Annotated in this window: 21 protein-coding genes and 1 pseudogene; 13 read left to right on the top strand and 9 right to left on the bottom strand. The window is 71.9% G+C overall.

The window, feature by feature from the left end; all coding sequences use genetic code 11:
• Positions 1 to 217 precede the first annotated feature (217 nt).
• The gene (locus tag ASC60_RS18630) at positions 218 to 541 is read left to right on the top strand and encodes a hypothetical protein (RefSeq protein WP_055552504.1); all 324 of its coding nucleotides are present in this window, start codon (positions 218 to 220) and stop codon (positions 539 to 541) included.
• Positions 542 to 573: 32 nt separating this feature from the next.
• On the opposite strand, the gene ASC60_RS18625 is transcribed toward ASC60_RS18630, so the two are convergent.
• Positions 574 to 1,296, bottom strand: a complete 723-nt coding sequence (locus ASC60_RS18625; RefSeq protein ID WP_370592940.1) for an SDR family oxidoreductase — start codon at positions 1,294 to 1,296, stop codon at positions 574 to 576.
• A 164-nt stretch (positions 1,297 to 1,460) separates the two neighbouring features.
• Positions 1,461 to 2,463: pseudogene (locus tag ASC60_RS18620) on the bottom strand (1-aminocyclopropane-1-carboxylate deaminase).
• A 241-nt stretch (positions 2,464 to 2,704) separates the two neighbouring features.
• On the opposite strand from ASC60_RS18620, the gene ASC60_RS18615 reads away from it, so the two are divergent.
• From ASC60_RS18615 to ASC60_RS18605, 3 genes are all read left to right on the top strand, one after another.
• Complete coding sequence (locus tag ASC60_RS18615; RefSeq protein WP_055552284.1) at positions 2,705 to 3,703, top strand: dihydroxyacetone kinase subunit DhaK; 999 nt, start codon at positions 2,705 to 2,707, stop codon at positions 3,701 to 3,703.
• Positions 3,704 to 3,736: 33 nt separating this feature from the next.
• Positions 3,737 to 4,447 (top strand): dihydroxyacetone kinase subunit DhaL, encoded by a 711-nt coding sequence (gene dhaL, locus ASC60_RS18610; RefSeq protein WP_055552281.1) that lies wholly within the window; start codon positions 3,737 to 3,739, stop codon positions 4,445 to 4,447.
• A gap of 168 nt (positions 4,448 to 4,615) precedes the next feature.
• A complete protein-coding gene (locus tag ASC60_RS18605) occupies positions 4,616 to 5,716 on the top strand; it encodes an acyltransferase family protein (protein ID WP_079038483.1) in 1,101 nt (366 codons plus the stop codon).
• Between the two features lies 1 nt (position 5,717).
• Here the strand turns inward: ASC60_RS18605 and ASC60_RS18600 are convergent, their stop codons facing one another.
• Positions 5,718 to 6,086: a hypothetical protein gene (locus tag ASC60_RS18600; protein WP_055552275.1), complete on the bottom strand. Its 369-nt coding sequence runs from the start codon at positions 6,084 to 6,086 to the stop codon at positions 5,718 to 5,720.
• Between the two features lie 18 nt (positions 6,087 to 6,104).
• A complete protein-coding gene (locus tag ASC60_RS18595; RefSeq protein ID WP_055552274.1) occupies positions 6,105 to 6,350 on the bottom strand; it encodes a hypothetical protein in 246 nt (81 codons plus the stop codon).
• Between the two features lie 235 nt (positions 6,351 to 6,585).
• On the opposite strand from ASC60_RS18595, the gene ASC60_RS18590 reads away from it, so the two are divergent.
• Positions 6,586 to 7,737, top strand: coding sequence for a S1 family peptidase (locus ASC60_RS18590; RefSeq protein WP_079038469.1), 1,152 nt, complete (start codon positions 6,586 to 6,588; stop codon positions 7,735 to 7,737).
• Between the two features lie 119 nt (positions 7,738 to 7,856).
• On the opposite strand, the gene ASC60_RS18585 is transcribed toward ASC60_RS18590, so the two are convergent.
• Genes ASC60_RS18585 through ASC60_RS18570 form a run of 4 tightly spaced genes read right to left on the bottom strand, consistent with a single transcriptional unit; the run spans position 7,857 to position 12,651 of the window.
• The gene (locus ASC60_RS18585; protein WP_055552272.1) at positions 7,857 to 9,956 is read right to left on the bottom strand and encodes a xanthine dehydrogenase family protein molybdopterin-binding subunit; all 2,100 of its coding nucleotides are present in this window, start codon (positions 9,954 to 9,956) and stop codon (positions 7,857 to 7,859) included.
• Entirely contained in the window at positions 9,953 to 10,948 is a 996-nt protein-coding gene (locus ASC60_RS18580) for a xanthine dehydrogenase family protein subunit M (RefSeq protein WP_055552270.1), read from the bottom strand. The genes ASC60_RS18585 and ASC60_RS18580 overlap by 4 nt, the downstream gene beginning before the upstream one ends.
• On the bottom strand, positions 10,948 to 11,559 hold the full coding sequence (locus tag ASC60_RS18575) for a 2Fe-2S iron-sulfur cluster-binding protein (protein ID WP_055552502.1): 612 nt from the start codon (positions 11,557 to 11,559) through the stop codon (positions 10,948 to 10,950). The genes ASC60_RS18580 and ASC60_RS18575 overlap by 1 nt, the downstream gene beginning before the upstream one ends.
• Before the next feature lie 36 nt (positions 11,560 to 11,595).
• Positions 11,596 to 12,651, bottom strand: coding sequence for an NAD(+)/NADH kinase (locus ASC60_RS18570; RefSeq protein ID WP_055552268.1), 1,056 nt, complete (start codon positions 12,649 to 12,651; stop codon positions 11,596 to 11,598).
• 156 nt (positions 12,652 to 12,807) lie between these two features.
• Between ASC60_RS18570 and ASC60_RS18565 the strand changes: the two genes are divergently transcribed.
• On the top strand, positions 12,808 to 14,142 hold the full coding sequence (locus ASC60_RS18565) for a radical SAM protein (RefSeq protein ID WP_055552500.1): 1,335 nt from the start codon (positions 12,808 to 12,810) through the stop codon (positions 14,140 to 14,142).
• A complete protein-coding gene (locus ASC60_RS18560; protein ID WP_055552266.1) occupies positions 14,139 to 14,669 on the top strand; it encodes a GNAT family N-acetyltransferase in 531 nt (176 codons plus the stop codon). The genes ASC60_RS18565 and ASC60_RS18560 overlap by 4 nt, the downstream gene beginning before the upstream one ends.
• A 15-nt stretch (positions 14,670 to 14,684) precedes the next feature.
• On the opposite strand, the gene ASC60_RS18555 is transcribed toward ASC60_RS18560, so the two are convergent.
• Complete coding sequence (locus ASC60_RS18555) at positions 14,685 to 16,568, bottom strand: amino acid transporter (RefSeq protein ID WP_234357023.1); 1,884 nt, start codon at positions 16,566 to 16,568, stop codon at positions 14,685 to 14,687.
• Positions 16,569 to 16,813: 245 nt separating this feature from the next.
• On the opposite strand from ASC60_RS18555, the gene ASC60_RS18550 reads away from it, so the two are divergent.
• The 6 genes from ASC60_RS18550 to ASC60_RS18525 all read left to right on the top strand — a co-directional run bounded on the left by ASC60_RS18550 (position 16,814) and on the right by ASC60_RS18525 (position 23,526).
• Complete coding sequence (locus ASC60_RS18550) at positions 16,814 to 17,431, top strand: hypothetical protein (RefSeq protein ID WP_055552263.1); 618 nt, start codon at positions 16,814 to 16,816, stop codon at positions 17,429 to 17,431.
• A 191-nt stretch (positions 17,432 to 17,622) separates the two neighbouring features.
• Positions 17,623 to 18,669, top strand: a complete 1,047-nt coding sequence (locus ASC60_RS18545) for a cation diffusion facilitator family transporter (RefSeq protein ID WP_055552261.1) — start codon at positions 17,623 to 17,625, stop codon at positions 18,667 to 18,669.
• A 76-nt stretch (positions 18,670 to 18,745) separates the two neighbouring features.
• Positions 18,746 to 18,988 (top strand): hypothetical protein, encoded by a 243-nt coding sequence (locus ASC60_RS18540; RefSeq protein WP_055552259.1) that lies wholly within the window; start codon positions 18,746 to 18,748, stop codon positions 18,986 to 18,988.
• 80 nt (positions 18,989 to 19,068) lie between these two features.
• Positions 19,069 to 19,734: an HAD family hydrolase gene (locus tag ASC60_RS18535; RefSeq protein ID WP_055552257.1), complete on the top strand. Its 666-nt coding sequence runs from the start codon at positions 19,069 to 19,071 to the stop codon at positions 19,732 to 19,734.
• Positions 19,735 to 19,757: 23 nt separating this feature from the next.
• Positions 19,758 to 20,309 (top strand): cysteine hydrolase family protein, encoded by a 552-nt coding sequence (locus ASC60_RS18530; protein WP_055552255.1) that lies wholly within the window; start codon positions 19,758 to 19,760, stop codon positions 20,307 to 20,309.
• A gap of 100 nt (positions 20,310 to 20,409) precedes the next feature.
• On the top strand, positions 20,410 to 23,526 hold the full coding sequence (locus ASC60_RS18525) for a glycoside hydrolase family 2 TIM barrel-domain containing protein (protein WP_055552254.1): 3,117 nt from the start codon (positions 20,410 to 20,412) through the stop codon (positions 23,524 to 23,526).
• The last annotated feature ends 46 nt before the right edge of the window (positions 23,527 to 23,572 follow it).

Raw genomic sequence — 23,572 nt, 5'->3', positions numbered from 1 at the left:
GGTCCAGGGCTGTGCTCCATGTCGGCCCACGCTGTCATCCGAGGCGGGACAGGTCGAGCACCAGCAGGGCGGTCCGACCGCCCCCGGAGCACATCTCACCTGATGGGCCCAATCACGCGTGGCGGGCGGCCGCAGCGCTGTTGCGAGACGGGTGTCCGGAGCGAAAATGGTGGTGCTTGTCTCTGTAGTGCTTGTCTCCGGAGAGAAGGTGCACACCATGCCCAGGGGATCGAGCTCCAAGCGGGAGAGACAGTACGAGCGCATCAAGGAGAGCGCGGAAGAGCGCGGCGCGAGCGGGCGCCGGGCCAAGGAGATGGCCGCGCGTACGGTCAACAAGGAGCGCGCCCGCTCCGGGGAGGCCCGCAGCGCGAGCCGTACCTCGACCCAGGACATGTCGTCCTCGCGGCGCGGCGGCAAACGGTCGCACACCGGGGCGGAGGGCCCCACGCGGGATCAGCTCTACGCCGAGGCCAAGCGCCGGAACATCGAGGGCCGGTCCCAGATGAACAAGTCCCAGCTGAAGAAGGCCCTGGGGAAGTAGACCGGGGAAACCGGCCCGGGGACACTGACGGATCAGTGTTCCTGGGCCGTGGGGCGCACCAGGATCTCGTTGACGGCGGCGTGCGCGGGCTGGGTGACCATGAAGCCGATGGAGCGGGCGACGTCCTCGGCGCGCAGCCAGTCCTCTCGTGGCATCCCGCGGGCTACGGTCCCGGTCGTGGGGTTGTCGGTCATCTCGGTGGTGGTCATGCCGGGCTCGACCAGCCCCACCCGCACGGCGCGCCCGGTCACCTCCTGGCGCAGCGCCTCGCTGAACGCGCAGACCGCGTGCTTGGTGGCCGAGTAGACGCTGTTGCGCGGCCGCGCGATCCGGCCGGCGACCGAGCTGATGGTCACCAGGTCGGCGACCCCGCGCGGGCCCTCCGCCGCCGCGCGCAGCAGATGCGGCAGCGCCCGCTGCGAGGTGTGCAGAACGGCCTTCAGGTTGAGGTCGACCATGCGCTCCCAGTTCTCGGGGTCGCTCTCCTCGACCCCAGCGGCCGCCACGAACCCGGCGCTGTTCACCAGCACGTCCAGCCGCCCGAACCGCTCGGCCGCCTCGTCGACGCAACGCCGCGCCCGGGCCGCGTCCCGCAGGTCGGCGGTCAGCGGCACACAGGCGCGGCCGAGGTCCCGGATGCCGGAGGCCAGCTCCTCCAGCCGGTCGGTACGGCGGGCGACCAGCGCGACATCGGCGCCCTGCCGGGCCAGCAGGCGGGCGGTGGCCGCCCCGATGCCGCTGGACGCTCCGGTCACCAGCGTCACGCAGCCGGTCAGCGGGGCGCCCCCGTCACCGGTGTTCGGGTCCGTCACCTGTGCTCCTCGTGGTCGTGCGAGTGGTCGTACGAGTGGTCCGCGGGCCCGGGTACCCGCTCGGCGGCGGTCGACCGCCCGCCGCCGTACCTTCCTGGGCGGGGCCCCTAGAAGGCGCCGCTGTACGCGTTGAGCGCGGGCTGGCCCCCGAGGTGCGCGTACAGCACCGTGAAGTCCTTGGGGATCTCGCCGTCGCGTACGAGAGATGAGCCCGGCCATGGACTTGCCCTCGTAGACCGGGTCGAGGATCACGCCCTCCAGGCCGCCGGTGAGGCGGATGGCGTCGAGGGTGGAGTCCACCGGGACGCCGTAGGCGTCTCCGGCCCAGCCCTCCAGCAGGGTGATCTCCTCGTCGCGCAGCTCCCGGCCGAGGCCGATCAGCTCGGCGGTGTTCCGCGCGATCTTCTCCACCTGGGCGTGGGTCTCGGCCGGCTTCGCGGAGCCGTCGATGCCCAGCACCCGGCGGGGGCGGTCCTGGCCCGCGAAGCCCGCGATCATCCCGGCCTGGGTGGAGCCGGTGACGCTGCACACGACGATGGTGTCGAAGAACACACCCAGCTCGCGCTCCTGCCGCTCGACCTCGTACGCCCAGTTGGCGAAGCCCAGCCCGCCCAGTGGGTGGTCGGAGGCCCCGGCCGGGATCGGGTACGGCGTGCCTCCCGCGGCGCGCACCTCGTCCAGGGCGTGGGTCCAGCTGTCCTTGAACCCGATGCCGAATCCGGCGTCGACCAGTTGGACCCGCGCCCCCATGATGCGGGACAGCAGGATGTTGCCGACCTTGTCGTTGACGGCGTCGGGCCAGTCCACCCAGCTCTCCTGCACCAGGACAGCCTTCAGCCCCAGCCGGGCCGCCACGGCGGCGACCTGTCGGGTGTGGTTGGACTGCACTCCGCCGATGCTCACCAGCGTGTCGGCGCCCTGCCGCAGCGCGTCGGACACCAGGTATTCCAGCTTGCGGGTCTTGTTGCCGCCGAAGGCCAGGCCGCTGTTGCAGTCCTCGCGCTTGGCCCAGATGCGGGGCCCTCCCAGGTGGTCGCTGAGGCGGTCGAGGGGGTGGACGGGGCTGGGACCGAAGAGCAGGGGGTGGCGGTCGAAGTCGTCGAGGGGCATGACGGGCTCCTTGGAGCCGGGGGTGCGCGGTGCGTGTCGTGCGGTGGGGTGGGTGCCGTGGTGGCTGCCGGATGGGTGCCGTGGTGTGTTCGCGGTCTTCAGTGAACAGCCCTACCCCGTCGCACGACCGGCCTATGCGTGTACTCCGTTCGGGGTCGGTCGGCGCGACGAGTCCATCGGCGCGGCGGACCATCGGTGCCAGTGCCCCTGTCCGTCCCACTCCTCCAGGGGAGCCGCGACCATGCCGCTGTATTTCGCCGACTCATCCGAATCACTGGTCCCCGACGCGCACGCCGGTTTCGCCACCGCCCACGCCGCCCTCGTCGAACACCATCCCGGCCACGGGTATTTCCGCGCCCGTGCCGCCTCGCCCGCCCGCCGGGTCGGGCTGGTCTCCGGCGGCGGGTCCGGCCACGAGCCGCTGCACGCCGGGTTCGTCGGCGCCGGGATGCTGGACGCCGCCTGCCCCGGCCGGATCTTCGCCTCGCCGCACAACCGGCAGATCTTCGAGGCCAGCCGTGCCGTCGCCGGGGACGACGGCGTCCTGCATCTGGTCAAGAACTACACGGGTGACCGCATCAACTTCGGCATCGCCGCCGAACGCCTCCACCACGAGGGCATCCGCTGCGAGCGGGTGCTGATCGACGACGACCTCGCCACCGACTCCGACGAGATCGCCGTCGGCCGGCGCGGCACCGGCGCCACCCTGATCGTGGAGAAGGTCCTCGGCGCCGCCGCCGACGAGGGACGCGGCCTGGACGAGCTCGTGGCGCTCGGCGTCGATCTGACCCGCCGCTCCCGCAGCCTCGCCGTCGCCTCCGCCGCGCACACCACCCCCGCCTCCGGGACCCCGGCCTTCGACCTGCCCGAGGACGTGCTGGAGTTCGGCGTGGGCATCCACGGGGAGCGCGCCGACAAGACCGTGCCGCACGCGCCGCTCAGCAAGCTGGTCGAAACCATGACGGACCGGCTGCTGGCCGCGCTCCCCCACGGCCCCCGGCCACGGGTCCTCGCGCTGGTCAACGGCCTGGGCTCGGTCACCTCCCTGGAGCTGTACGGGATCCACCACATCCTCGCCAAGGCCCTCGACGCCCGGGGCACGGCCCTCGACCGGTCCCTGACCGGCACCTTCGTCAGCGCCCTCGACATGCGTGGCTTCTCGCTGTCCCTGCTCGCCACCGACGACGAGGTGCTGCGGCTGTGGGACGCCCCCGCCCGTACCGCGGCCTGGCCCCTGTGACCCCCGCCCGCCCGCAGCAAGGAGCCCCGCACCATGTCCACGAACCCCGCCCCGCGGTCCCTGACCCGCGCCACCGTCACCGCCTGGCTGACGCGTTTCGCCGCCACCGTACGGTCCGTCGAGCCCGAGCTGACCGCCCTCGACCAGCAGGCGGGCGACGGCGACTTCGGCGTGAACCTGGCCACCGGGATGGACGGGGTGCGGCGCGCCCTGGACGGCCTGTCGGCCACCCCCTCGGTCGGCCAGGACACCGCGGAGACACCGCTCGCCGCCGCCGCCCGGGTCTTCCTCGACGATGTCGGCGGCACCAGCGGCCCGCTGTTCGGCCTGTTCTTCCAGGAGTTGGCCGACGCGGTCGCCGCGGCCGCCCCCACCCCGCCGGGCACCGGCGAACTGGCCGCCGGGGTCGCCGCCGGGACGGCCGCGATCCAGCGGGTCGGGGAGGCCGAGGTCGGCGACAAGACCATGATCGACGCCCTTCTCCCGGCCGCGAAGGCGCTCGCCGACTGCCCGTCGACCGCCGACCCGGCCCGCTCGCTGCGGCTCGCCGCGGTGGCCGCCCACCGCGGCGCGCGGGCCACCGCCTATCTGCGGGCCCGGCGCGGGCGGGCCAGTTACACCGGGGACCACTCCGTCGGCGTCCCCGACCCGGGCGCCCTGGCCGTGGCGCTGCTGTTCGCCTCCGCCGACGGCGAGCTGACCACCGTCAGCAGACTTCCGGAGCACCGGGGCGCCGAATACTGAGCTTGAGGAAACTTCATCGAATCCGGACAGTTCCGCGAATCCGGGGTGTCATTCGCCACTAGCGTGAACGGTCATGAGCGGGGCCACGTCGGGCAGGCGAAAAGGAAACCTCGCTGGCTCGATCGAAGGTGACCGGGAGAAGCAGTGCACCAGGACACCCCCGCCCGTGTGACAACCCCGCGCGCCCCGGCGGAACGACCGGCACGGGGTGAGGGCACGGCGCCGGGCAAGGCCCGTGACGCGTACTTCGACAACGCGAAGTACCTCACCATCGTGCTGGTGGCCTGCGGCCACGCATGGGAACCACTGACGTACGGCAGCCGGGCCTCCATGGCCATCTACCTGCTGGTGTACGCGTTCCACATGCCCGCCTTCGCGCTGATATCGGGCTACTTCTCCCGCAGCTTCGACATGGCGCCCAAGCGGCTGCGGCGGCTGGTGACCGGCGTGGTCGTCCCGTACGTCGTCTTCGAGGTCGCCTACACCCTCTTCTCCCGCTGGGCACTGGACAACCCGGACGAACCGTTCAGTCTGCTCGACCCGTGGTACGTGATGTGGTTCCTGGTCGCGCTGTTCATCTGGCGGCTCACCACCCCGCTGTGGCTGGCCCTGCGCCATCCGGTGCCGGTCGCGCTGGCCGTGGCCGCGCTCGGCTCGCTCTCGCCGGAGACCGGCGGCGATCTGTCGCTCCAGCGGACGCTGGCGTTCCTGCCGTTCTTCGTGCTCGGGCTCACCCTCCGCCCGGAACACTTCGCCCGGCTGCGCACCTGGCGGGCGCGGTGGATCGCGCTGCCGGTCGGGATCGTGGCGCTGATCACGGCGTACGTGGTGGCGCCGTGGTTCAACTCGGAGTGGTTCTACCACCGCAAGAGCGTCGCGGCCCTGGACGGTGTGCCGGAGTGGGCCGGGCTGCTCTCCACGCCCGTCCTCTTCGTGGGGGCGCTGGTGCTGACGGCCTGCTTCCTGGCCTGGGTGCCGGGGCGGCGCACCTGGTTCACGGTGCTCGGCGCGGGGACGATGTACGGCTATCTGCTGCACGGCTTCATCATCAAGTCGTCCCGCTTCGGCGGGTGGTACGACCACCCGTGGCTGCACACCCCGCTGGGCGAGCTGGCGGTGACCGCCGCGGCCGTCACCATGGTCACGCTGCTGTGCACGGCGCCGGTGCGGCGGGTCTTCCGCGCGGTGGTGGAGCCACGCATGGAGTGGGCGTTCCGGCGCGCCGGGTACGAGAAGCCCGGCACCCGGCGCGCGGAGAACTCTGCTTGAGTCAGCGGCTCTCCAGCCGCAGACGCAGTTCACGCTCCTGGTCACCGGCCATCCGGCCCTCGTCGCGTACGACGAAGGCGGTGGCCAGGACGTCGCGCAGCTGCTCCACCTGGCGGGGGCCGCCCTGGAGATCGGCGGTGAGCGGCGCCCCCAAGGGGGTGGGGGTGGGCTCCTGCCGCACACCGGCCACCTCGAACGTCGCGCTCCACACCGTGGGGTGCCCGTCGGCCTCCTCGCGCGGCGGGGTGCCGGAGGCCGGGCCGGAGGGGTAGCAGGCGTGGAGCACGCCGAACACGGTGTCGGCGTCCTCCTTGGAGTGTCCGTTGAGGACCACCACGACCTGAGTGGCTGAGCGTTCCTGACTGGCCATTCGTGAATACCTTCCTCTTCATCCGGAGGGCTCGTCGGGCACCGGCTGCTCGGGGTGCACGCCTCCGCTGTGCGGCTTTCCGCGCCGACGGGTGCCGGGTTCGTCCAGGTCGGGGACGTCTTCCGGGCGGTGGGGCGGAGCGGAGTCCGGTGTGCCGCCGGTGATGTCCAGCGGGTCCGGACCGCCCTGCGCCTGCTGGTCGGGCAGGTCCCTGGGGATGGCGGGAGCCTGTTCCCCGGGGGCTTCCGGTCGCTCGTCACTCACGGTTCGCTCCTCTCTTGCGCGGCGGGTCCCGTGGATGGAAAGGGACACAGGACGGCCGGTACCCCGCATACGGACACCAATGCAGGCATTGCCGCTCCACGTCGAAAGGTGTGAGCCCCGTCACCGCGTGGCGGCGGAAGGGGTCTGAACACAATCAGCGGCCCATGCGTATGAACCTCCGTAGCCAACCCCGTCCCCTGCGTACGACCCCGTGCGCCCCACAGGAGGTCACAAGTTGAGCCGGAGTCACAAGCGCGCCCCCAAAACAAAGATCGTCATCGGGGCCGCCGCGGCCGCCGCCGTAGCGGGCGCGGCCATTCTGCTGCCCAACGCCAACGCCTCGCAGGACAAGAAGTCCGAGGCCCTCGACGCCAAGCCCAAGGCGCTCAACGCCGATTCCGCTTCGGACGTGATCTCGCAGCTCGCGTCGAGCCTGGGCGACGCGTTCGGCGGCGCCTGGTACGACAAGGACAAGCAGCAGGTCGTCGTCAACGTCGTCGGCAACAAGGTCAATGTCGATCTCTCGGTCAAGAGCGCCGGGGCCGTCGCCAAGGACGCCAAGAACAGCATGAAGTCGCTGAAGGCCGCCGAGGCGACGCTGAAGGAGAAGGCCACCATGGCGGGCACCGCCTGGGCCATCAACCCCAAGACCAACAAGCTCCAGGTCACGGCGGACAGCACCGTCAAGGGCGCGAAGTGGGACACCCTCCAGTCCACCGTCAAGTCGCTGGGCGCGGACATGGCCGACGTCAAGCGCTCAGCGGGCACGTTCAAGACCTTCGCCGCAGGCGGTGACGCCATCTTCGGTGGCGGTTCGCGCTGCTCCCTGGGCTTCAACGTCACCACCGACAGCGGCGACCCGGGCTTCCTGACCGCCGGCCACTGCGGTGTCGCGGCCGAGGAGTGGTCGGAGACGCAGGACGGCGCCCCGGTCGCCACGGTCAAGGACGCCACCTTCCCCGGCACCGGTGACTTCGCGCTCGCCACGTACGACGACACCGCCACCGATGCCCCGAGCACGGTCGACACCGGCGACGGCAAGACGGTGAACATCACCGAGGCGGCCGAGGCGTCGGTGGGCCAGGAGGTGCAGCGCATGGGCAGCACCACCGGGCTGAACGGCGGCTCGGTCACCGGTCTCAACGCGACCGTCAACTACGCCGAGGGCTCGGTCAGCGGGCTCATCCAGACCGACGTCTGCGCCGAGCCCGGCGACAGCGGCGGCTCCCTGTTCACCGAGGACGGCAAGGCCATCGGCCTGACCTCCGGCGGCAGTGGCGACTGCACCGCGGGCGGTGAGACGTTCTTCCAGCCGGTGACCACCGCGCTGGAGGCGGTCGGCGCCACGATCGGTGACGCCGGAGCCGGTGGCGGCGCGGCCCAGTAAGGCGGTACCGCCCCGCATCCGCCCCTCACGCTCCGGGTGTCCCGCGCCGTTACCGCGGGACACCCGGGAGGGGGCGTTGTCAGCCCCCTCCAGTGTGTCAGGTCCCCTGGTGTGTCAGGTCACGGCGTCCGGCCGGCGCGCACCCGCTCCAGGGTGATCGGCAGGTCGCGCACCCGTACCCCCGTCGCGTGGTGGACGGCGTTGGCGACGGCCGCGGCCGTCCCGACGATGCCCAGCTCCCCGACGCCCTTGGCGCCGATCGGGCTGAGCCGGTCGTCCTCCTCCTCGATCCAGTACGCCTCGACATCACGCACATCGGCGTGAGCCGCCACATGGTAGGTGGCGAGGTCATGGTTAGCGAAGTCGCCGAAGTCCGGGTCGAGTTCGAGGTTTTCGTACAGCGCCGCCGACAGCCCCATGCACATGCCGCCGCGCAGCTGCGAGCGGGCCGTACGGGCGTTGATGATGCGCCCGGCGGCGAACATCCCCAGCAGCCGGTCGACCCGCACCTGCCCGGTGTCCGCGTCCACCCGCACCTCCGCGAACTGGGCGCCGTAGGCGTGGCGCGCGAGGTCCTCCCGTGCCCGGACGTCCTCGGTGGTGTCCGCGTACGCCTCCAGCCCGCCGGGCGGGATCTGCCCGGCCAGGTCGCCGAGCCGCTTGGACAGCTCCCGGCACACCTTGCTCACCGCCCACCCCCAGGAGCTGGTGCCCATGGAGCCGCCCGCGAAGGGGGCCTCGCCGTAAGAGCTGCGGCCGATGTCCAGGGTGACCCGGTCCAGCGCCACGCCGAGTTCGTCCGCGGCCACCTGGGTCAGCGCGGTACGGGCTCCGGTGCCGATGTCGACGGCGGCGATCCTCACCGTGAAGCGCCCGTCGGGCTCCGCGCGGGCGGTCGCGGTGGCGGGCCAGGTGTGGGCGGGGTAGGTGCCCGCAGCGACGCCGGTGCCCACCAGCCACCGCCCCTCGCGGCGGCGGCCGGGGCGGGGGTCACGCCCTGCCCAGCCGAACCGGGCCGCGCCCTCGCGCAGGCAGGCGATGAGGTTGCGGCTGCTGAAGGCGTTCCCCGACTCGGGGTCCGCGGACGGCTCGTTGACCACCCGCAGCTCGATGGGGTCCATCTCCAGCGCGTACGCCAGCTCGTCCATCGCGCTCTCCAGCGCGAACATCCCCGGGGACTCGCCGGGCGCCCGCATCCACGACGGCGTGGGCACGTCGAGCTGTGCCAGGCGGTGGATGGTGCGGCGGTGCGGCGCCGCGTACATCATGCGGGTGGCGACGACGGTCTGCTCACAGTACGGGGTGAGCCGGGAGCTCTGCTGGAGCGCGTTGTGCGAGATCGCGGTGAGCCGGCCGTCGCGCTCGGCGCCCAGCCGGACCCGCTGCACGGTGGGGGTCCGGTACGAGACCATGGTGAACATCTGCTGCCGGGTCGCCGCCACCTTCACCGGGCGGCCGACCGCCCGCGCGGCCAGCGCGGCGAGCACCGTGGGCGGGCGGGGCAGCGCCTTGGAGCCGAACCCGCCGCCCACGTGGTCCGCCACGATCCGTACGGCGCCCTCGGGGAGCCCGAACAGGGCGGCGAGCGTGTTCGCCGTCACCCAGGGCCCCTGGTCGCCGTTGTAGAGGGTCAGCGTGTCGCCGTCCCAGACCGCGATGGTGGCGTGCGGCTCCATCGCGCAGGTGTGCTCGGGCGGTGTGGTGTACGTGGCGTCGATGGTGACCGGAGCCGTGGCCAGCGCGGTGTCCACGTCTCCCCGCTCCGTCCGGCCCACGTATCCGGCGTTGACGGTCTCGGGGACGAAGATGTGCGGATCGCCGTCGCGCAGTTCGACGTCGTGCGGCTCCTCCGCGTAGCCGACGCGTACCGCGGCCGCGGCCTGACGCGCCGTCTCATAGCTGTCCGCGACCACGGCCGCCACGATCTGCCCCCGGTAGGCGACCTCGGCGGACTGCAGGACGGACAGTTCCGGGTCGTCGGTCGGACGCAGCCGCGGCACACTGCCGCTGTCCAGCACGGCGACGACCCCGGGGAGGGCCGACGCGGGCCCGGCGTCGACGGAGCGCACCCGGCCGCGGGCGATGGTGGACTGCACCGCCACGGCGTACAGGGCGTCCGGTACGGGGTACTCGTACGCGTAGAGCGCGGTGCCGGTGACCTTCTCGCGCCCTTCGATCCGGGTCACCCCGGTGCCCACGGTCCGTTCGAGGGTGGTCATCGCCCCTCCCCTGCCACGAGGTCGCGCACGGTGGCCGTGATGAGGTCCGCGGCGAGGCCGATCTTGAAGGCGTTGTCCGGCAGCGGGCGTGCCGAGGCGAATTCGGACAGCGCCGCGGTGCGCAGCGCGTCCTCGGTCGGCCGCCGCCCGGTCAGCAGCCGCTCGGCCGTGTGCGCGCGCCACGGCTTGGGCGCCACCCCGCCGAGCGCGAGCCGGATCTCCCGCAGCGCTCCCTGCCCGTCGGTGGCGGCCACGGCGGCGAGGGACACCACCGCGAACGCGTAGGACCAGCGGTCGCGCACCTTGCGGTAGCGCATGGCGCCGGGCGGCGGCGGGGGCAGCTCGACGCCGGTGATGAGGTCGCCGGGCTGGAGCACCGTCTCCCGGTGCGGGGTGTCGCCGGGCAGGAGATGGAAGTCGGCGAGCGGCACGGTGCGCGGGCCGCCGTCGGCGCGCCGCAGGTGGACGACGGCGTCGAGCGCGGCCAGGGCCACCGCCATGTCGGAGGGGTTGGTGGCCACGCAGGCGTCGGAGGTGCCGATCACGGCGAGGTCGCGGTGGCTGCCCCCGATCGCCGAACAGCCCGTCCCCGGGGACCGCTTGTTGCAGGGCTTGGTGATGTCCTGGAAGTACACGCAGCGGGTGCGCTGGAGCAGATTGCCGCCGGTGGTCGCGCGGGTCCGGAGCTGTCCGGAGGCCCCGGCCAGCAGCGCCTGAGCGAGGGCGGGGAAGCGTGTCCGGATGCCGCGGTCGCCGGAGAGCCGGCTGCCCGGCACCAGGGCCCCGATGAGCACCCCGCCGTCGGGCCGGTGCTCGATGCGGTCGTACGGCAGTCCGGTGATGTCGACGACCATGGCGGGCTCGGTGACGCCGAGCTTCATCAGGTCGACCAGGTTGGTGCCCCCGGCCAGGTACACCGCCTCGGTGGAGTCGGCGACGAGGGAGGCGGCGGCCTCGGGGCGGGTGGCGCGCTGATACGCGAAGGGCTTCATCACACACCGCCCCGGACCGGCACGCCCGCGCCGTCCGCCCCGGCGGCCTCACGGATGGCGTCCACGATGCCGCGATACGCCCCGCAGCGGCACAGGTTGCCGCTCATCCGCTCCCGGATCTCGTCGTCGTCCAGGGCGTCGGGCGCGCGGACACCGGCGGCCACGTCCTCGGTGACGTGGCTGGGCCAGCCGCGGGCCGCCTCGGCGAGCGCGCCGATGGCCGAGCAGATCTGGCCCGGGGTGCAATAGCCGCACTGGAAGCCGTCATGTTCCAGGAACGCCTGCTGGAGCGGGTGCAGATCCTCCGTGGCGGCGAGGTCGGCGACGCCCTCGATGGTGGTGATGTCGTGGCCGGCGGCGGTCACGGCGAACACCAGGCAGCTGTTCACCCGTTCGCCGTCGAGGAGGACCGTGCAGGCGCCGCACTGGCCGTGGTCGCAGCCCTTCTTGGTGCCGGTCAGCGCGAGGTGTTCGCGCAGGGCGTCCAGCAGGGTGACCCGGTTGTCGAGGGTGAGGGGCCGGTCGGCGCCGTTGACACGCAGCGTGAGATCGGTGTGAAACCTCTGAGCTGTCACAGCCCTCACCATGACACCGGGTTCGGGGCCCCGCATCTCGACCGCGCGCCGCACCGTGGGCCCGCGGGCCCGTCATCCGGCGCCCGGTGGCGGGGGCAGCCGCAGATGGGCGAGGTCGTCGGGGACCGGGCTGCGGGGCCGGTAGAACGGCGGGGCCTGGTCGGCGGCGGGCGAGTCGGCGAGCCGGAAGCGGTCACGCAGCCGGTGGTAGAACTCGGCGGGCCGCATCCGTACCAGCCGCAGCCGGGCCGGGGCCCGGTACGCCGCCACCCAGTCGCCCGGCTCCAGCACCCCGCGCAGCTGCCCGTCGATGGAGACCGCCACCCGCCCGGAGTGCGGCAGCACCCGGATCGCGACGGCCTCGTCCACCGCGGCCACCACGCTGCGGTCGAAGGCGATGTGCGGGGCGACGGGGGTGAAGACGACCGCGTCCATGTGCGGGGAGACGACCGGGCCGCCCGCGGCGAAGCTGTACGCGGTGGAGCCGGTGGGGGTGGCCACGATGATGGCGTCGGCCGAGTACGAGGCGAGCAACTGCCCGGACACATAGACCGCCACCCCGGCCTGGCGGTCGCGGGCCAGCTTCTCGAACACCACGTCGTTGAGGGCGGTGACGTCCAGGGCGACGCCCCAGCCGACCTCTTCGGGGCTGCCGGGCCGGATCTTCGGCGCGGGCAGCACCGGCCCGCGTCCGTACCGCAGCAGCGCGTCCATCCCGGCGGGCATGTCCAGCGGCCGCGACGCGCGCAGCGTGAGCATCATGCGCTCCTCGACCGTGGTGCGGCCCGCCTGCACGGCGTCCAGGGCGGGCCGCAGGTCGTCGGGGGTGATCTCGGTGAGGAAGCCGACCCGGCCCACGTTCACCCCCAGCGCCGCGGCACCGTCCGTGGCGGCGATGCGGGCCCCGCGCAGGAACGTGCCGTCACCGCCGAAGGTGACGATCAGATCGGGATGCCCGGCCGAGGCGGACTCCTCCCGCGCGCTGCCCCGGGGACGGCCCTCGCGCCACACGTCGATCTCGGTGCAGGAGACGTCCCGCGCTGCGGCCCAGGAGTGCGCGGCACGGGCCGCCGCGACAGCGGCGGGGCGGGCCCGGTGGACGACCAGGCCGAGCCGGTTGACAGGCATCCTCCTCCCACCGTAGAGCGCCCCGGCGCGCGGCGCCCGGCAGCGGGCGGATCACGGGGCTGATCCAGGCCGGTCACGGGGCTGATCTAGGCTGGCGGGACGAGAAGACCTGCGGGGGAGCCGGCGAATCTCATCGAGTCAGGGATGGTGCAGCAGATGACGAGTCCGAACCGTACCGCGCTGGTCGAGGAGCTGATGGGGCGCTTCCCGCAGGTGCCACCGGAGGCGGTGATCAAGGAGGATCTGCTGCGCGGCGGCATGGCCTTCGACGACTCCGCGCTCAGCGGCGGGGACGACGGGGACGTCAAGCCGAAGTCGTACTTCATCTTCTCCTTCGACCACCGCACCCTTCCCGAGCTGGGCGCCGCCGCGCTCAACCGGCCGCCGGAGGAGATCGTGCTCACCGACGGGCCGTACGGGCTGCGGCGCACCGTGGTGTCGGTGCGCGTCAACCCGGACTCGCCGTACGTGGTGCGGGCCGGGGAGGACGGGGCACTGGGGCTGTACCTGGACGGGACCCGGATCGCGGACGTCGGCCTGCCGCCCATGCCGGAGTACTACCGGCACACGCTGTCGAACGGCAAGTCGGTGATGGAGGTCGCGCCGACCATCCAGTGGGGCTATCTGGTCTATCTGACGGTGTTCCGGGTGTGCCAGTACTTCGGCGCCAAGGAGGAGTGCCAGTACTGCGACATCAACCACAACTGGCGCCAGCACAAGGCGGCGGGCCGTCCGTACACCGGGGTCAAGCCGGTCGAGGAGGTGCTGGAGGCGCTGGAGATCATCGACCGGCACGACACCGCCGGCGCCTCCCAGGCGTACACCCTCACCGGCGGCTCGATCACCACGCACGTCGGCGGCCGCGACGAGGCCGACTTCTACGGCCACTACGCGAAGGCCATCGAGGAGCGCTTCCCGGGCCGCTGGATCGGCAAGGTGGTGGCGCAGGCGCTGCCGCGCGACGATGTGCAGCGTTTCCACGACTACGGCATCCGCATCTACCACCCCAACTTCGAGGTGTGGGACCGGCGGCTGTTCGAGCTGTACTGCCCGGGCAAGGAGCGCTACGTCGGCCGGGACGAGTGGCATCGGCGGATCCTGGACTCGACCGAGGTGTTCGGCGCGCGCAATGTGATCCCCAACTTCGTGGCGGGCGTGGAGATGGCCGAGCCGTTCGGCTTCACCAGCGTGGACGAGGCCATCGACTCGACCGCCGAGGGGCTGCGGTTCTTCATGTCCAACGGCGTCGTCCCCCGGTTCACCACGTGGTGCCCGGAGCCGACCACGCCGCTCGGCAAGGCCAATCCGCAGGGCGCGCCGCTGGAGTACCACATCCGGCTGCTGGAGACCTACCGGGCGACGCTGGAGGAGTACGGGCTGACCTCGCCCCCGGGCTACGGCCCGGCCGGGCCCGGGCGGGCCGTGTTCTCGGTCAGCTCGTTCATGGACAGCCTGTCGGCCGACGAGCCCGTGGCCGCGGCGGCCGAGTGAGCCACTCCGACCGCGCGGTGGTCATCCCCACCGCGCGGCTGGAGCTGCGGCCTCTGATCCCCGGCCACGCGCCGGAGATGGCGGACGCGCTGTCCGACCCGGCCCTGCACACCTTCACCGGCGGCGCGCCCCTGTCCCCCGCGGCCCTGCGCGCCCGCTACGAGCGCCTGGCCGCGGGCTCGCCGGACCCGGAGGTGGCCTGGTGCAACTGGGTGCTCCACGCGGCGGCCGAGCGGTGCCTGGTGGGCACGGTCCAGGCCACGGTCAGCGGACCCGCGGCCGACCGTACCGCCGAGGTCGCCTGGGTGGTGGGCACGCCGTGGCAGGGCCGGGGGTACGCCACGGAGGCCGCCCGGGCCTTGGTGGGGTGGCTCGCGACCCGCTGCGTCGCCCAGGTCATCGCGCACATCCACCCGCGCCACGCGGCCTCGGCGGCCGTCGCCCGCGCTGCCGGGCTCGCGCCCACCTCCCACCGGCAGGACGGCGAGGTGCGGTGGCGGATGGACGTAGTGGGCCGCGGGCCGTGAGGGGCCGCGGGGCGGTCAGCCGACGTGGATGTGGGGGCGCCGGTCGCGGTCGGGTTCGGCCTCGCGGAGCACTTCGCGGGTGACGGGGGCCACCTCGCCCTGGCCGAAGAGGAAGAAGCGGAGGAAGTGGGCGAGGGGGTTGCCCTCGGTCCACTCGAAGTGGATGTGCGGCCGCTGGCCGGCTTCGTCGCGCACCGCCAGCAGCATGGCGGCGAGCGCGTTGGCGACGGTGGCGCTCTCCATGGTGAGCACCCGGTAGCGGCCGTGCATCACCTTTCCGCGCACCCGCAGCTCGCTCTCGAACTCCGACGGGTCGGCGACGGTGACCTCGACGAAGATGATGTCGTCCTCGGGCGGGATGTCGTTGTCGGCCCGGACCTGCTGCTCCTTGTCACGGTATTCGGCCAGGTCACAGGCCTGCGGCTTGTTGGCGATGAACCGGATCTTGCGGTGCGCCGTGTCGCGGATGAAGCGCTGGGCCATGTCGTCGAAGGCGACGCTGGTGACCCGTAGCTCGAAGGCGCGGGCGGCCCGGGACAGCAGGGACACGGCCATGATCCCGCCGATGAAACACGCGCCGATCTTGACGCCGTCGGGCCGCTCGACGACGTTGGCGGCCGTGGTGTAGAGGAAGACGACCGCGATGGTCCCGAAGCCGAGGGTCCAGCCGTGCTGCCGGGCGCGCCGCGCGGCGAGGGTGACGGCGATCGTGGCGGAGGTGATGAGGACGAGGACGCCGGTGGCGTACGCCCCGCCCTGGGCGTCCACGTTGGCCCTGAACAGCCAGGTCACCAGGAACGCGATGAGGGTGAAGACGAGCACCATCGGGCGCACCGCGCGCGCCCAGTGGGGGGCCATGCCGTAGCGCGGGAGGTAGCGGGGCATGAGGTTGAGCAGCCCGGCCATGGCGGAGGCGCCCGCGAACCAGAGGATGGCGATGGTGGCGGCGTCGTAGACGCTGCCGAAGGCGGATCCCAGGTATTCGTGGGCGAGGTAGGCCAGGGCGCGGCCGTTGGCCGGGCCGCCGGGCCGGAACGCGTGCTGGGGGATCAGCAGGGTGGTGATCAGGCTGGAGGTGATCAGGAAGACGCTCATGATGACCGCGGCGGTGGTGAGCAGCTTCCGGGCGCCGTGGATACGGCCGGTGGGACGCTCCTCGGTGTCGCCGGGTGCGCCCTCGATGTGCGGCATGACGGCGACGCCGGTCTCGAACCCGGACAGCCCGAGCGCCAGTTTGGGGAAGATCACCAGGGATACGGCGACCATGACCAGCGGGCTGCCGCGCTGGGCGGTGAGCGCGGTGGTCCAGTCGGTGATGACGTGCGGTGCGGTGAAGACGTGCCACAGCCCCACGGTCACCACGACGGCGTTGAGCAGCAGATAGACGCCGACCAGGACGACGGCCAGTCCGATGGCCTCGGTGAAGCCCTTGAGGAAGACCGCGCCGAGGAGCCCGATGAGGACGAGGGTGACGGCCACCTCATGGCCGCGCAGCAGGTCGGTGGAGTGCGGATTCTCCACCAGGTGGGCGGTGGCGTCGGCGGCCGAGAGGGTGATGGTGATCAGGAAGTCGGTCGCGGCGAAGCCGAGCATGGTGAGGACGAAGAGCTTGCCCTTCCAGAACGTCAGCAGCCGCTCCAGCATCGCGATCGAGCCCTGGCCGTGCGGGCTCTCGACGGCCACCCGCCGGTAGACCGGCAGCGCGCCCGCGAGGGTCACCACCACCAGCACGACCGTGGCCAGTGGGGAGAGCAGCCCGGCGGCGAGAGCGGCGATACCGGGCTGGTAGCCGAGGGTCGAGAAGTAGTCGAGGCCGGTCAGGCACATGACCCGCCACCATGGGCGGCCCCGGTCGGCGCCCTCGGGTTCGGCGTGCGGCCCGGGCTGCCGCTTGACCATGTCGGTCTGGCCCTCCAGCAGCCATGTGCGCAGCCGGTGCCGCGAGCCGCCCTGCGGGGCGGAGCGACGTCGAGGAGGGCCGGTCACGATGTGCTCCTGTCGGGTGCGGCGAAGAGTTTCAGCCATCGTGAGACTGCCTGGCCAGCGTATGCGCAGCGGCCCGCGCGCACCGGTCGGCGGCACCCGGGCGGAGGCCGGGGCTCATTCTCAGCGGACTCTCATTTTCGGCACCTACGGTCCGCCCCATGGACACCACCAAGACGGACCGACCGACCGACCGCACAGCGCAACCCGCAGAAGCCGAAGAAGCAACGGCGGAGGGTGTCCGAAACGCTGTTTCCGACCCGAAGGAACCGCACACCGAGGCTCCCGCCGAGGAGTCCGCCACTGAAGCGGCCGCGGACCGGCCCGATGAGCCCGTGACCGCTCCGGCCACCCCGGCGGCCTCCTCCGGGGTGCTCTCCGGTGCCGCCGCCGTGGCCGCCGCGGGCCTCGGCCTCGCGTCACTCACCGGCACCTGGCTCGGCACCATGCTGCAGGAGCGTGAGCAGCTGACCGGGCAGATCAAGGCCCAGTCCGGGGCCGCCGCCAACCAGATCGAGGCGGTCTACGGCACGCCGTGGCACACCACGGCCTTCTTCAACGGGCTGTTCGGGCTCGCCGCCGTGGTCATCGCCGCCGTGGTGCTGCTGCGGCAGCGCACCGCCACGCCGGCCTCGGGAACCACCTGGGTCACGGCCGTGGCCTGGGGCGCGGTGGCGCTCGGCGTCATCGGCCTGGTGATCGCGGCCGTGATGGGGCTGGACGTGTTCACCCCGATGCCCAAGGTTCCGGCCGGCCCCGGTGGCGGGCCCACCGGCTGACCCGCACCGGCCGGCGACCGGACGGCCGGACGATACGCCGACCGGACGGCCTCCGACCGGAGGAACCGGCACGCCCCGCGGGAGTGGCTCTCCCCGGGGCGTGCCGCGTTCCGGGCGGGCGGGACGGTTAAGGCCGCCGCTTCGGGACACCAGAGTGGGACACCGACGAGTCGACGTAATGGAGTCCCACGATGAGCGAATCCGCGGCACACACCACCGGTCCCCGGTCCGGCGAGGACACCAGAACCGCGGTCACCGTGCTCGTCGCGCTCGGCGCCAACCTCGTCATCGCCCTCGCCAAGGCGATCGGCGGGGTCTTCACGGGCTCCCCCGCGCTGCTCTCGGAGGCCGCCCACTCGGTCGCGGACAGCCTCAACGAGGTGTTCCTGCTCGCCTCCCTCAAACGCAGTAAGCGCGCCCCGGACGCCCAGCACCCCTTCGGCTACGGCAAGGAGCGGTACTTCTGGGCGCTGCTCGCCGCCGTCGGCATCTTCGTCATGGGCGGCTGCTTCTCCTTCTTCCAGGGCGCCGAGGCGCTGCAGTCGGGCAGTTCGGAGGACCACACCGGCTATCTGGTCGGCCTCGCCGTGCTGGGGGTGGCCCTCATCGCGGAGGGCTCCTCGCTGGTCCGCGCCCTGATCCAGGTCCGCGGCAATGCCCGGAAGGCGGGCCACGGCATGCTCGCCGAGATCCGCGCGGGGAGCGATCCCACGCTGCGCACCGTGCTGGCCGAGGACTCCACCGCCTGCCTCGGCGTGGTGTTCGCCCTCCTCGGCATGTGGCTCCACATGATCACCGGCGACGGGGTGTACGAGGCGGTGGCGTCGTTCCTGATCGGGGCGCTGCTGGTCTACGTGGCCTACCGGCTGGCCATGGAGTCGCGCGGCCGGCTGATCGGTGAGGCGATCGATCCGGCGCAGCGGCGGGAGATACGGCACTTCCTCGACGAGCAGCCGGAGATCGACACGGTGACCACGCTGCTGACGATGCGTCTGGGCACCGAATCCACGCTGGTCGCGGCCCGGATCGATCTCGTCGCCGGGCTCGACAGCGAAGAGGTCGAGGAGGTCCTGGTGCGGGTCAAGACCAAGATGGCGGAGGTCTGGCCGCACGCCGACCAGATCTTCCTCGACGTCACGGACGCGTCCGCCAAGGACCGCGCCCGGGCCCGCCGGGACCTCAAGGCGCTCGACGAGGCGGTGGCCGCGGACGCCGATGCCGAGGGCAGTCGCTCCTGAGATTGGAGGGGCCGTTGGGGGGTACCCGAAAGCGGACCGGCCCGGAAGAGCTAACTGATGTTCGGAGGCAATACTCATGGGCTTGGGCGGTTGCATCCTCATGGTCGCGATCGGAGGCATCCTCACCTTCGCGACGGACTGGAACAGCAGTGGTTTTAATGTGCATTTGGTGGGCCTGATCCTCATGGCCGTCGGCTTCATCGGCATGGCCGCGTACGTCAGTGTCTACAAGCGGCGGCGAATGATCCCGCCGACGGCCGCGACGCCTCCGGTGGTCGAGGATCCCGACCCGCATCACCGGCACCACTATGAGATCTGAGGCCGGAAACCCCCCACCACACGAGGTGGCCCCCGCCACGGGTGGGGGCCACTTCCCCTTTCCCACCCCGGGAGGAGACCATGACCGCCGTACGGAGGGCCGCGCTGTTCGACGTGGACGGCACACTCGTGGACACCAACTATCTGCATACCGTGGCCTGGTGGGAGGCGTTCCGGCAGGCGGGGCACGCGGTGCCGATGCGGCAGGTCCACCTCGCCATCGGCAGGAGCTCCGACCGGCTCTTGGACCATCTGCTGGGTGAGGACCGGGACCGTTCGCGGGACGAGAGCATCACGGGCGCGCACAAGACCCTGTACGCCACGTACTTCGGCCGGCTGCCCGCCTTCGAAGGCGCCGGGGAACTGCTGCGCGCGGTGGCGGCCCGCGGGCGTCACGTGGTGCTGGCCAGCTCCGCCGGCCAGGACGAACTGGCGGCCATGCGGGCGGCGATCGGCGCGGACGACATGACCGGCGACGCGCTCAGCTCGGACGACGTCGACGAGGGCAAGCCCGCGCCCGACCTGGTCGAACGGGCCCTGGAGCGGGCCGGAGTGCCGCCTGGGGACGCGGTCTTCGTCGGCGACAGCGTCTGGGACGTGATGGCGTGCCGGAAGGCCGGGGTGCCCTGTGTGGCGCTGCTGTCCGGTGGCGTCCCCCGCGAGGCGCTGACGGACGCCGGGGCGGCCGAGATCCGGGAGAGTCCGGCGGATCTGCTGGCCCATCTCGACGAAAGCCTGCTGGCCTGATCGACGACCCCTGGGGCACTGGCATGCACGACGACACCGCGCTCATCGTCATCGACATGATCAACACGTATGATCACGAGGACGCCGAGTTGCTGGTCCCCTCCGTCCGCGAGGCGCTGCCCGCGGTGCGGAAGCTGGTGACCAGGGCCCGGAAGGCGGGGGTCGAGGTCATCTGCGTCAATGACAACTTCGGCCGCTGGCGCTCGCACCACGACGAACTCCTGGACATGGCGCTGCGGTCGCCGCACGCCGATCTGGTGGAGCCCATCCGGCCCGACGAGGACTCGCTCTTCGTCGTCAAGGCCCGGCACTCGATCTTCTACCAGACGCCGCTGGAGTATCTGCTGGGGCAGCGCGGCATCAGCCGCACCGTCCTGTGCGGTCAGGTCACCGAGCAGTGTGTGCTCTACTCCGCCCTCGACGCCCATATCCGCCATCTGACGGTGGCCGTGCCGTACGACGCGGTGGCGCATATCCACCGTGACCTGGCGGACGCCGCGCTGCGGATGATGGAACGGAACATGGGCGTCGAGATCTGCTCGGCGGACGAGGTGCGGCTGCAGCACGGGCCTTGACATCGGCCTGTTCGAAACTGTCAGAATCTGTTCAGCAAAGGGCGGTTGAGGTCGCTCGGCATTCCCAAGAAGCAACATAATCGAAGAGAAGGGGATCGCCATGGCGGTCACTCGTAGATCATTGCTGATCGCCGGCAGCGCCGCGCCCATGGCGGGGACGCTCGCCACCGGCATCCCCGCACAGGCGGCCGCCTCCGCGCCCGCCGCGTCCCGGTCCACCGGCGGGCGGAGCGTCCCGCTCTCCGACGGCTGGCGGTTCGTCCTCGTCACCCCGGACGGGAACGCCGACCCGACCGGCGACTACGACAACGCCCACGAGCCCGGCTACGACGACTCCGCGTGGCGCACGGTCGCGGTGCCGCACGACTGGAGCATCGAGCTGACGCCGACCACCGAGCACGGCACCACGGGCGGCACAGGCTTCCTGCCCGGCGGGCTCGGCTGGTACCGCCAATCCTTCACGCTGCCGCCCGGGGTCGCGGGCAAGCGGATCTCCGTCGAGTTCGACGGGGTGTACATGGACGCGTACGTGTACTGCAACGGCAAGCTCGTCGGCAACCACCCCTACGGCTACACCGGCTTCGCCCTCGACCTCACCGACGTGGTCCACGCCGACGGCACCACCCCCAACGTCCTCGCCGTCAGGGTCCGCAACCAGCTGCCCAGCAGCCGCTGGTACTCCGGCAGCGGCATCTACCGCCACGCCCGCCTCGTCATCACCGACCCCGTCCACGTGGCCCGCTGGGGCACGTACGTCACCACCCCCACCCTGAGCGAAGACCACGCCACCGTCCGGGTGCGCACCAGCGTGGTCAACGCGTCGGGCGACGAGAAGTCCGTCACCGTCCTCTCCACGGTCAAGGACCCCGACGGTCATACGGTCGCCCATGCCCGCTCCACTCTCACCGTCGGCGCCGACACCACCCGCGACGCCGCCCAGGAGATGACCGTCGGCACACCACGGCTGTGGTCCCTCGACACACCCCAGCGGTACACCCTGGAGACCGAGCTACGGGTCGGGGACCAGACCACCGACCGCTACCGCACTCCGTTCGGCATCCGCCGCGTCACCATCGACCCCGACCACGGGCTCACCCTCAACGGCCAGTACACCAAGCTCCAGGGTGTCGACCTCCACCATGATCTGGGGGCGCTCGGCGCCGCGTTCCACGCCGACGCCGCGCTGCGCCAGCTGACCATCATGAAGAGCATGGGCGTCAACGCCCTGCGCACCTCGCACAATCCGCCCGCCCCGGAGATGATCGAGATCTGCGAGCGGCTGGGCATCGTCATGCTGGTGGAGGCGTTCGACTGCTGGCGCACGGGCAAGAACCCGTACGACTACGGGCGCTTCTTCGACGAGCACTGTGAGGCGGACATCACCGAGATGGTGCGCGCCGCCCGCAACTCCCCCGCCGTCATCATGTGGTCCATCGGCAACGAGATCCCCGACTCCACCAGCACCGCCGGACTGGGCATGGCGGAGCGGCTGATCGACGCGGTCAGGAAGGCCGACGACACCCGGCCGGTCGTGATCGGCTCCGACAAGTACCGCTCCCTGCCGTCCCCCGGCTCGGCCGCCGACCGCATGCTCGCCAAGCTGGACGGGCTGGGCCTCAACTACAACACCGCGGCTTCGGTGGACGCCCTGCACGCCCGCTATCCGCATCTGTTCCTCTTCGAGTCCGAGTCCTCCTCCGAAACCTCTTCCCGCGGGGCCTATCAGGAGCCCGAGCACCTCAACACCGGGGAGAACCACACCCCCGGCAAGCGTGAGCCGTCCTCTTACGACAACAACCTCGCCTCCTGGACCATGAGCGGCGAGTACGGGCTGAAGAAGGACCGCGACCGGAAGTTCTTCACCGGGCAGTTCCTGTGGTCGGGCATCGACTACATCGGCGAGCCCACCCCGTACGACGTGTTCCCGGTGAAGGCGTCCTTCTTCGGCGCGGTGGACACGGCCGGGTTCCCCAAGGACATGTACCACCTGTTCAGGAGCCAGTGGACCAGTGAGCCCATGGTCCATCTGGTGCCGATGAACTGGACCGACCACCGGCCGGGCGAGACCGTCGAGGTCTGGGCCTACGCCAACGTGGACACCGTGGAACTGTTCCTCAACGGCGACTCCCTCGGCATACGCCGCTTCGACACCAAGAAGACCACCGACGGCCGCACCTACCTGGAGACCACCGAAGCCACCGGCGACGACAAAACCGTCACCTCCGGCCCCTACCCCGGCAGCTACACCAGCCCCAACGGCAGCGCCGGCAAACTCCACCTCACCTGGAAAGTCCCCTACGCACCCGGTGAGCTCAAGGCGGTGGCCCGCCGCGACGGCCGCGTCGTGGCCACCGATGTGCTGCGTACGGCCGGACGCCCCCACGCCATCCGCCTCACCCCCGACCGCAAGACCGTGCACGCGGACGGCCGATCACTGTCCTTCATCACCGCCGAGGTGGTCGACGCACACGGCGTGGTGGTCCCCGACGCCGATCACCTCATCGCCTTCGACGTCTCCGGAGGCTCAGTGGCAGGCGTCGACAACGGCCGCCAGGAGAGCGCCGAGCGCTACCAGGCCGGCACCCGCACCGCCTACCACGGCAAAGCCCTGGCCATCATCCGCACCGGCACCAAGCCCGGCCCCCTCACCCTCACCGCCCGCTCAACAGGACTGCGCAAGGCCACCATCACCCTCCGCACCACCGGCGGCACCACCACCCGGGTCACCCCCACCCCGCCCTTCGCCCCCGACCCCGGTCCCGCCGCACCGGCGTATCCGCAGGCCGACGCAAGCTACTCGGGGGCGCCCGACACACTGCCCGCCGCCATGCTGGACGGCGACCCGGCCACCGGCTGGTCCAACGCCTTCCACAAGCCCGCCACCGCGCTGCTACCCGCCTTCGACGGGGCCAGGGAGGCCGACTGGGTCTCGGTGACCTGGGCCAGGAAACGCCGAGTGCGCCGCGTCGAGGTGTCCTTCACCCTCGACGCGACGCACACCCTGCCCGCCTCGATCACCGTGTCGGCCTGGGACGGCCGCCGCTTCACCCCGGTCCGCGGGGCGGAGGTCACCTGGGCCGACGCCTCCGGCGAACCGACCGTCGTCACCTTCGACCCGGTGCGCACCTCGCGTCTGCGCCTGGATCTGGTCAGCCGGTACCCCGGGGAGGCCAGGGGCGCCCACCGGATCGTACTGCTCGACGTCCCGGAAAGCTGAGGCCGGGGGCTCCAGGAGGACCGGGCGAGCGGCCCGCGCCGGCCGG

Origin of the sequence: Streptomyces sp. NBRC 110028 (assembly GCF_001417735.1) — a bacterium.
Taxonomy (GTDB): domain Bacteria; phylum Actinomycetota; class Actinomycetes; order Streptomycetales; family Streptomycetaceae; genus Streptomyces.
Note: the sequence above shows the minus strand (reverse complement) of the source record. Positions and strands in the feature narration are given on the sequence as shown.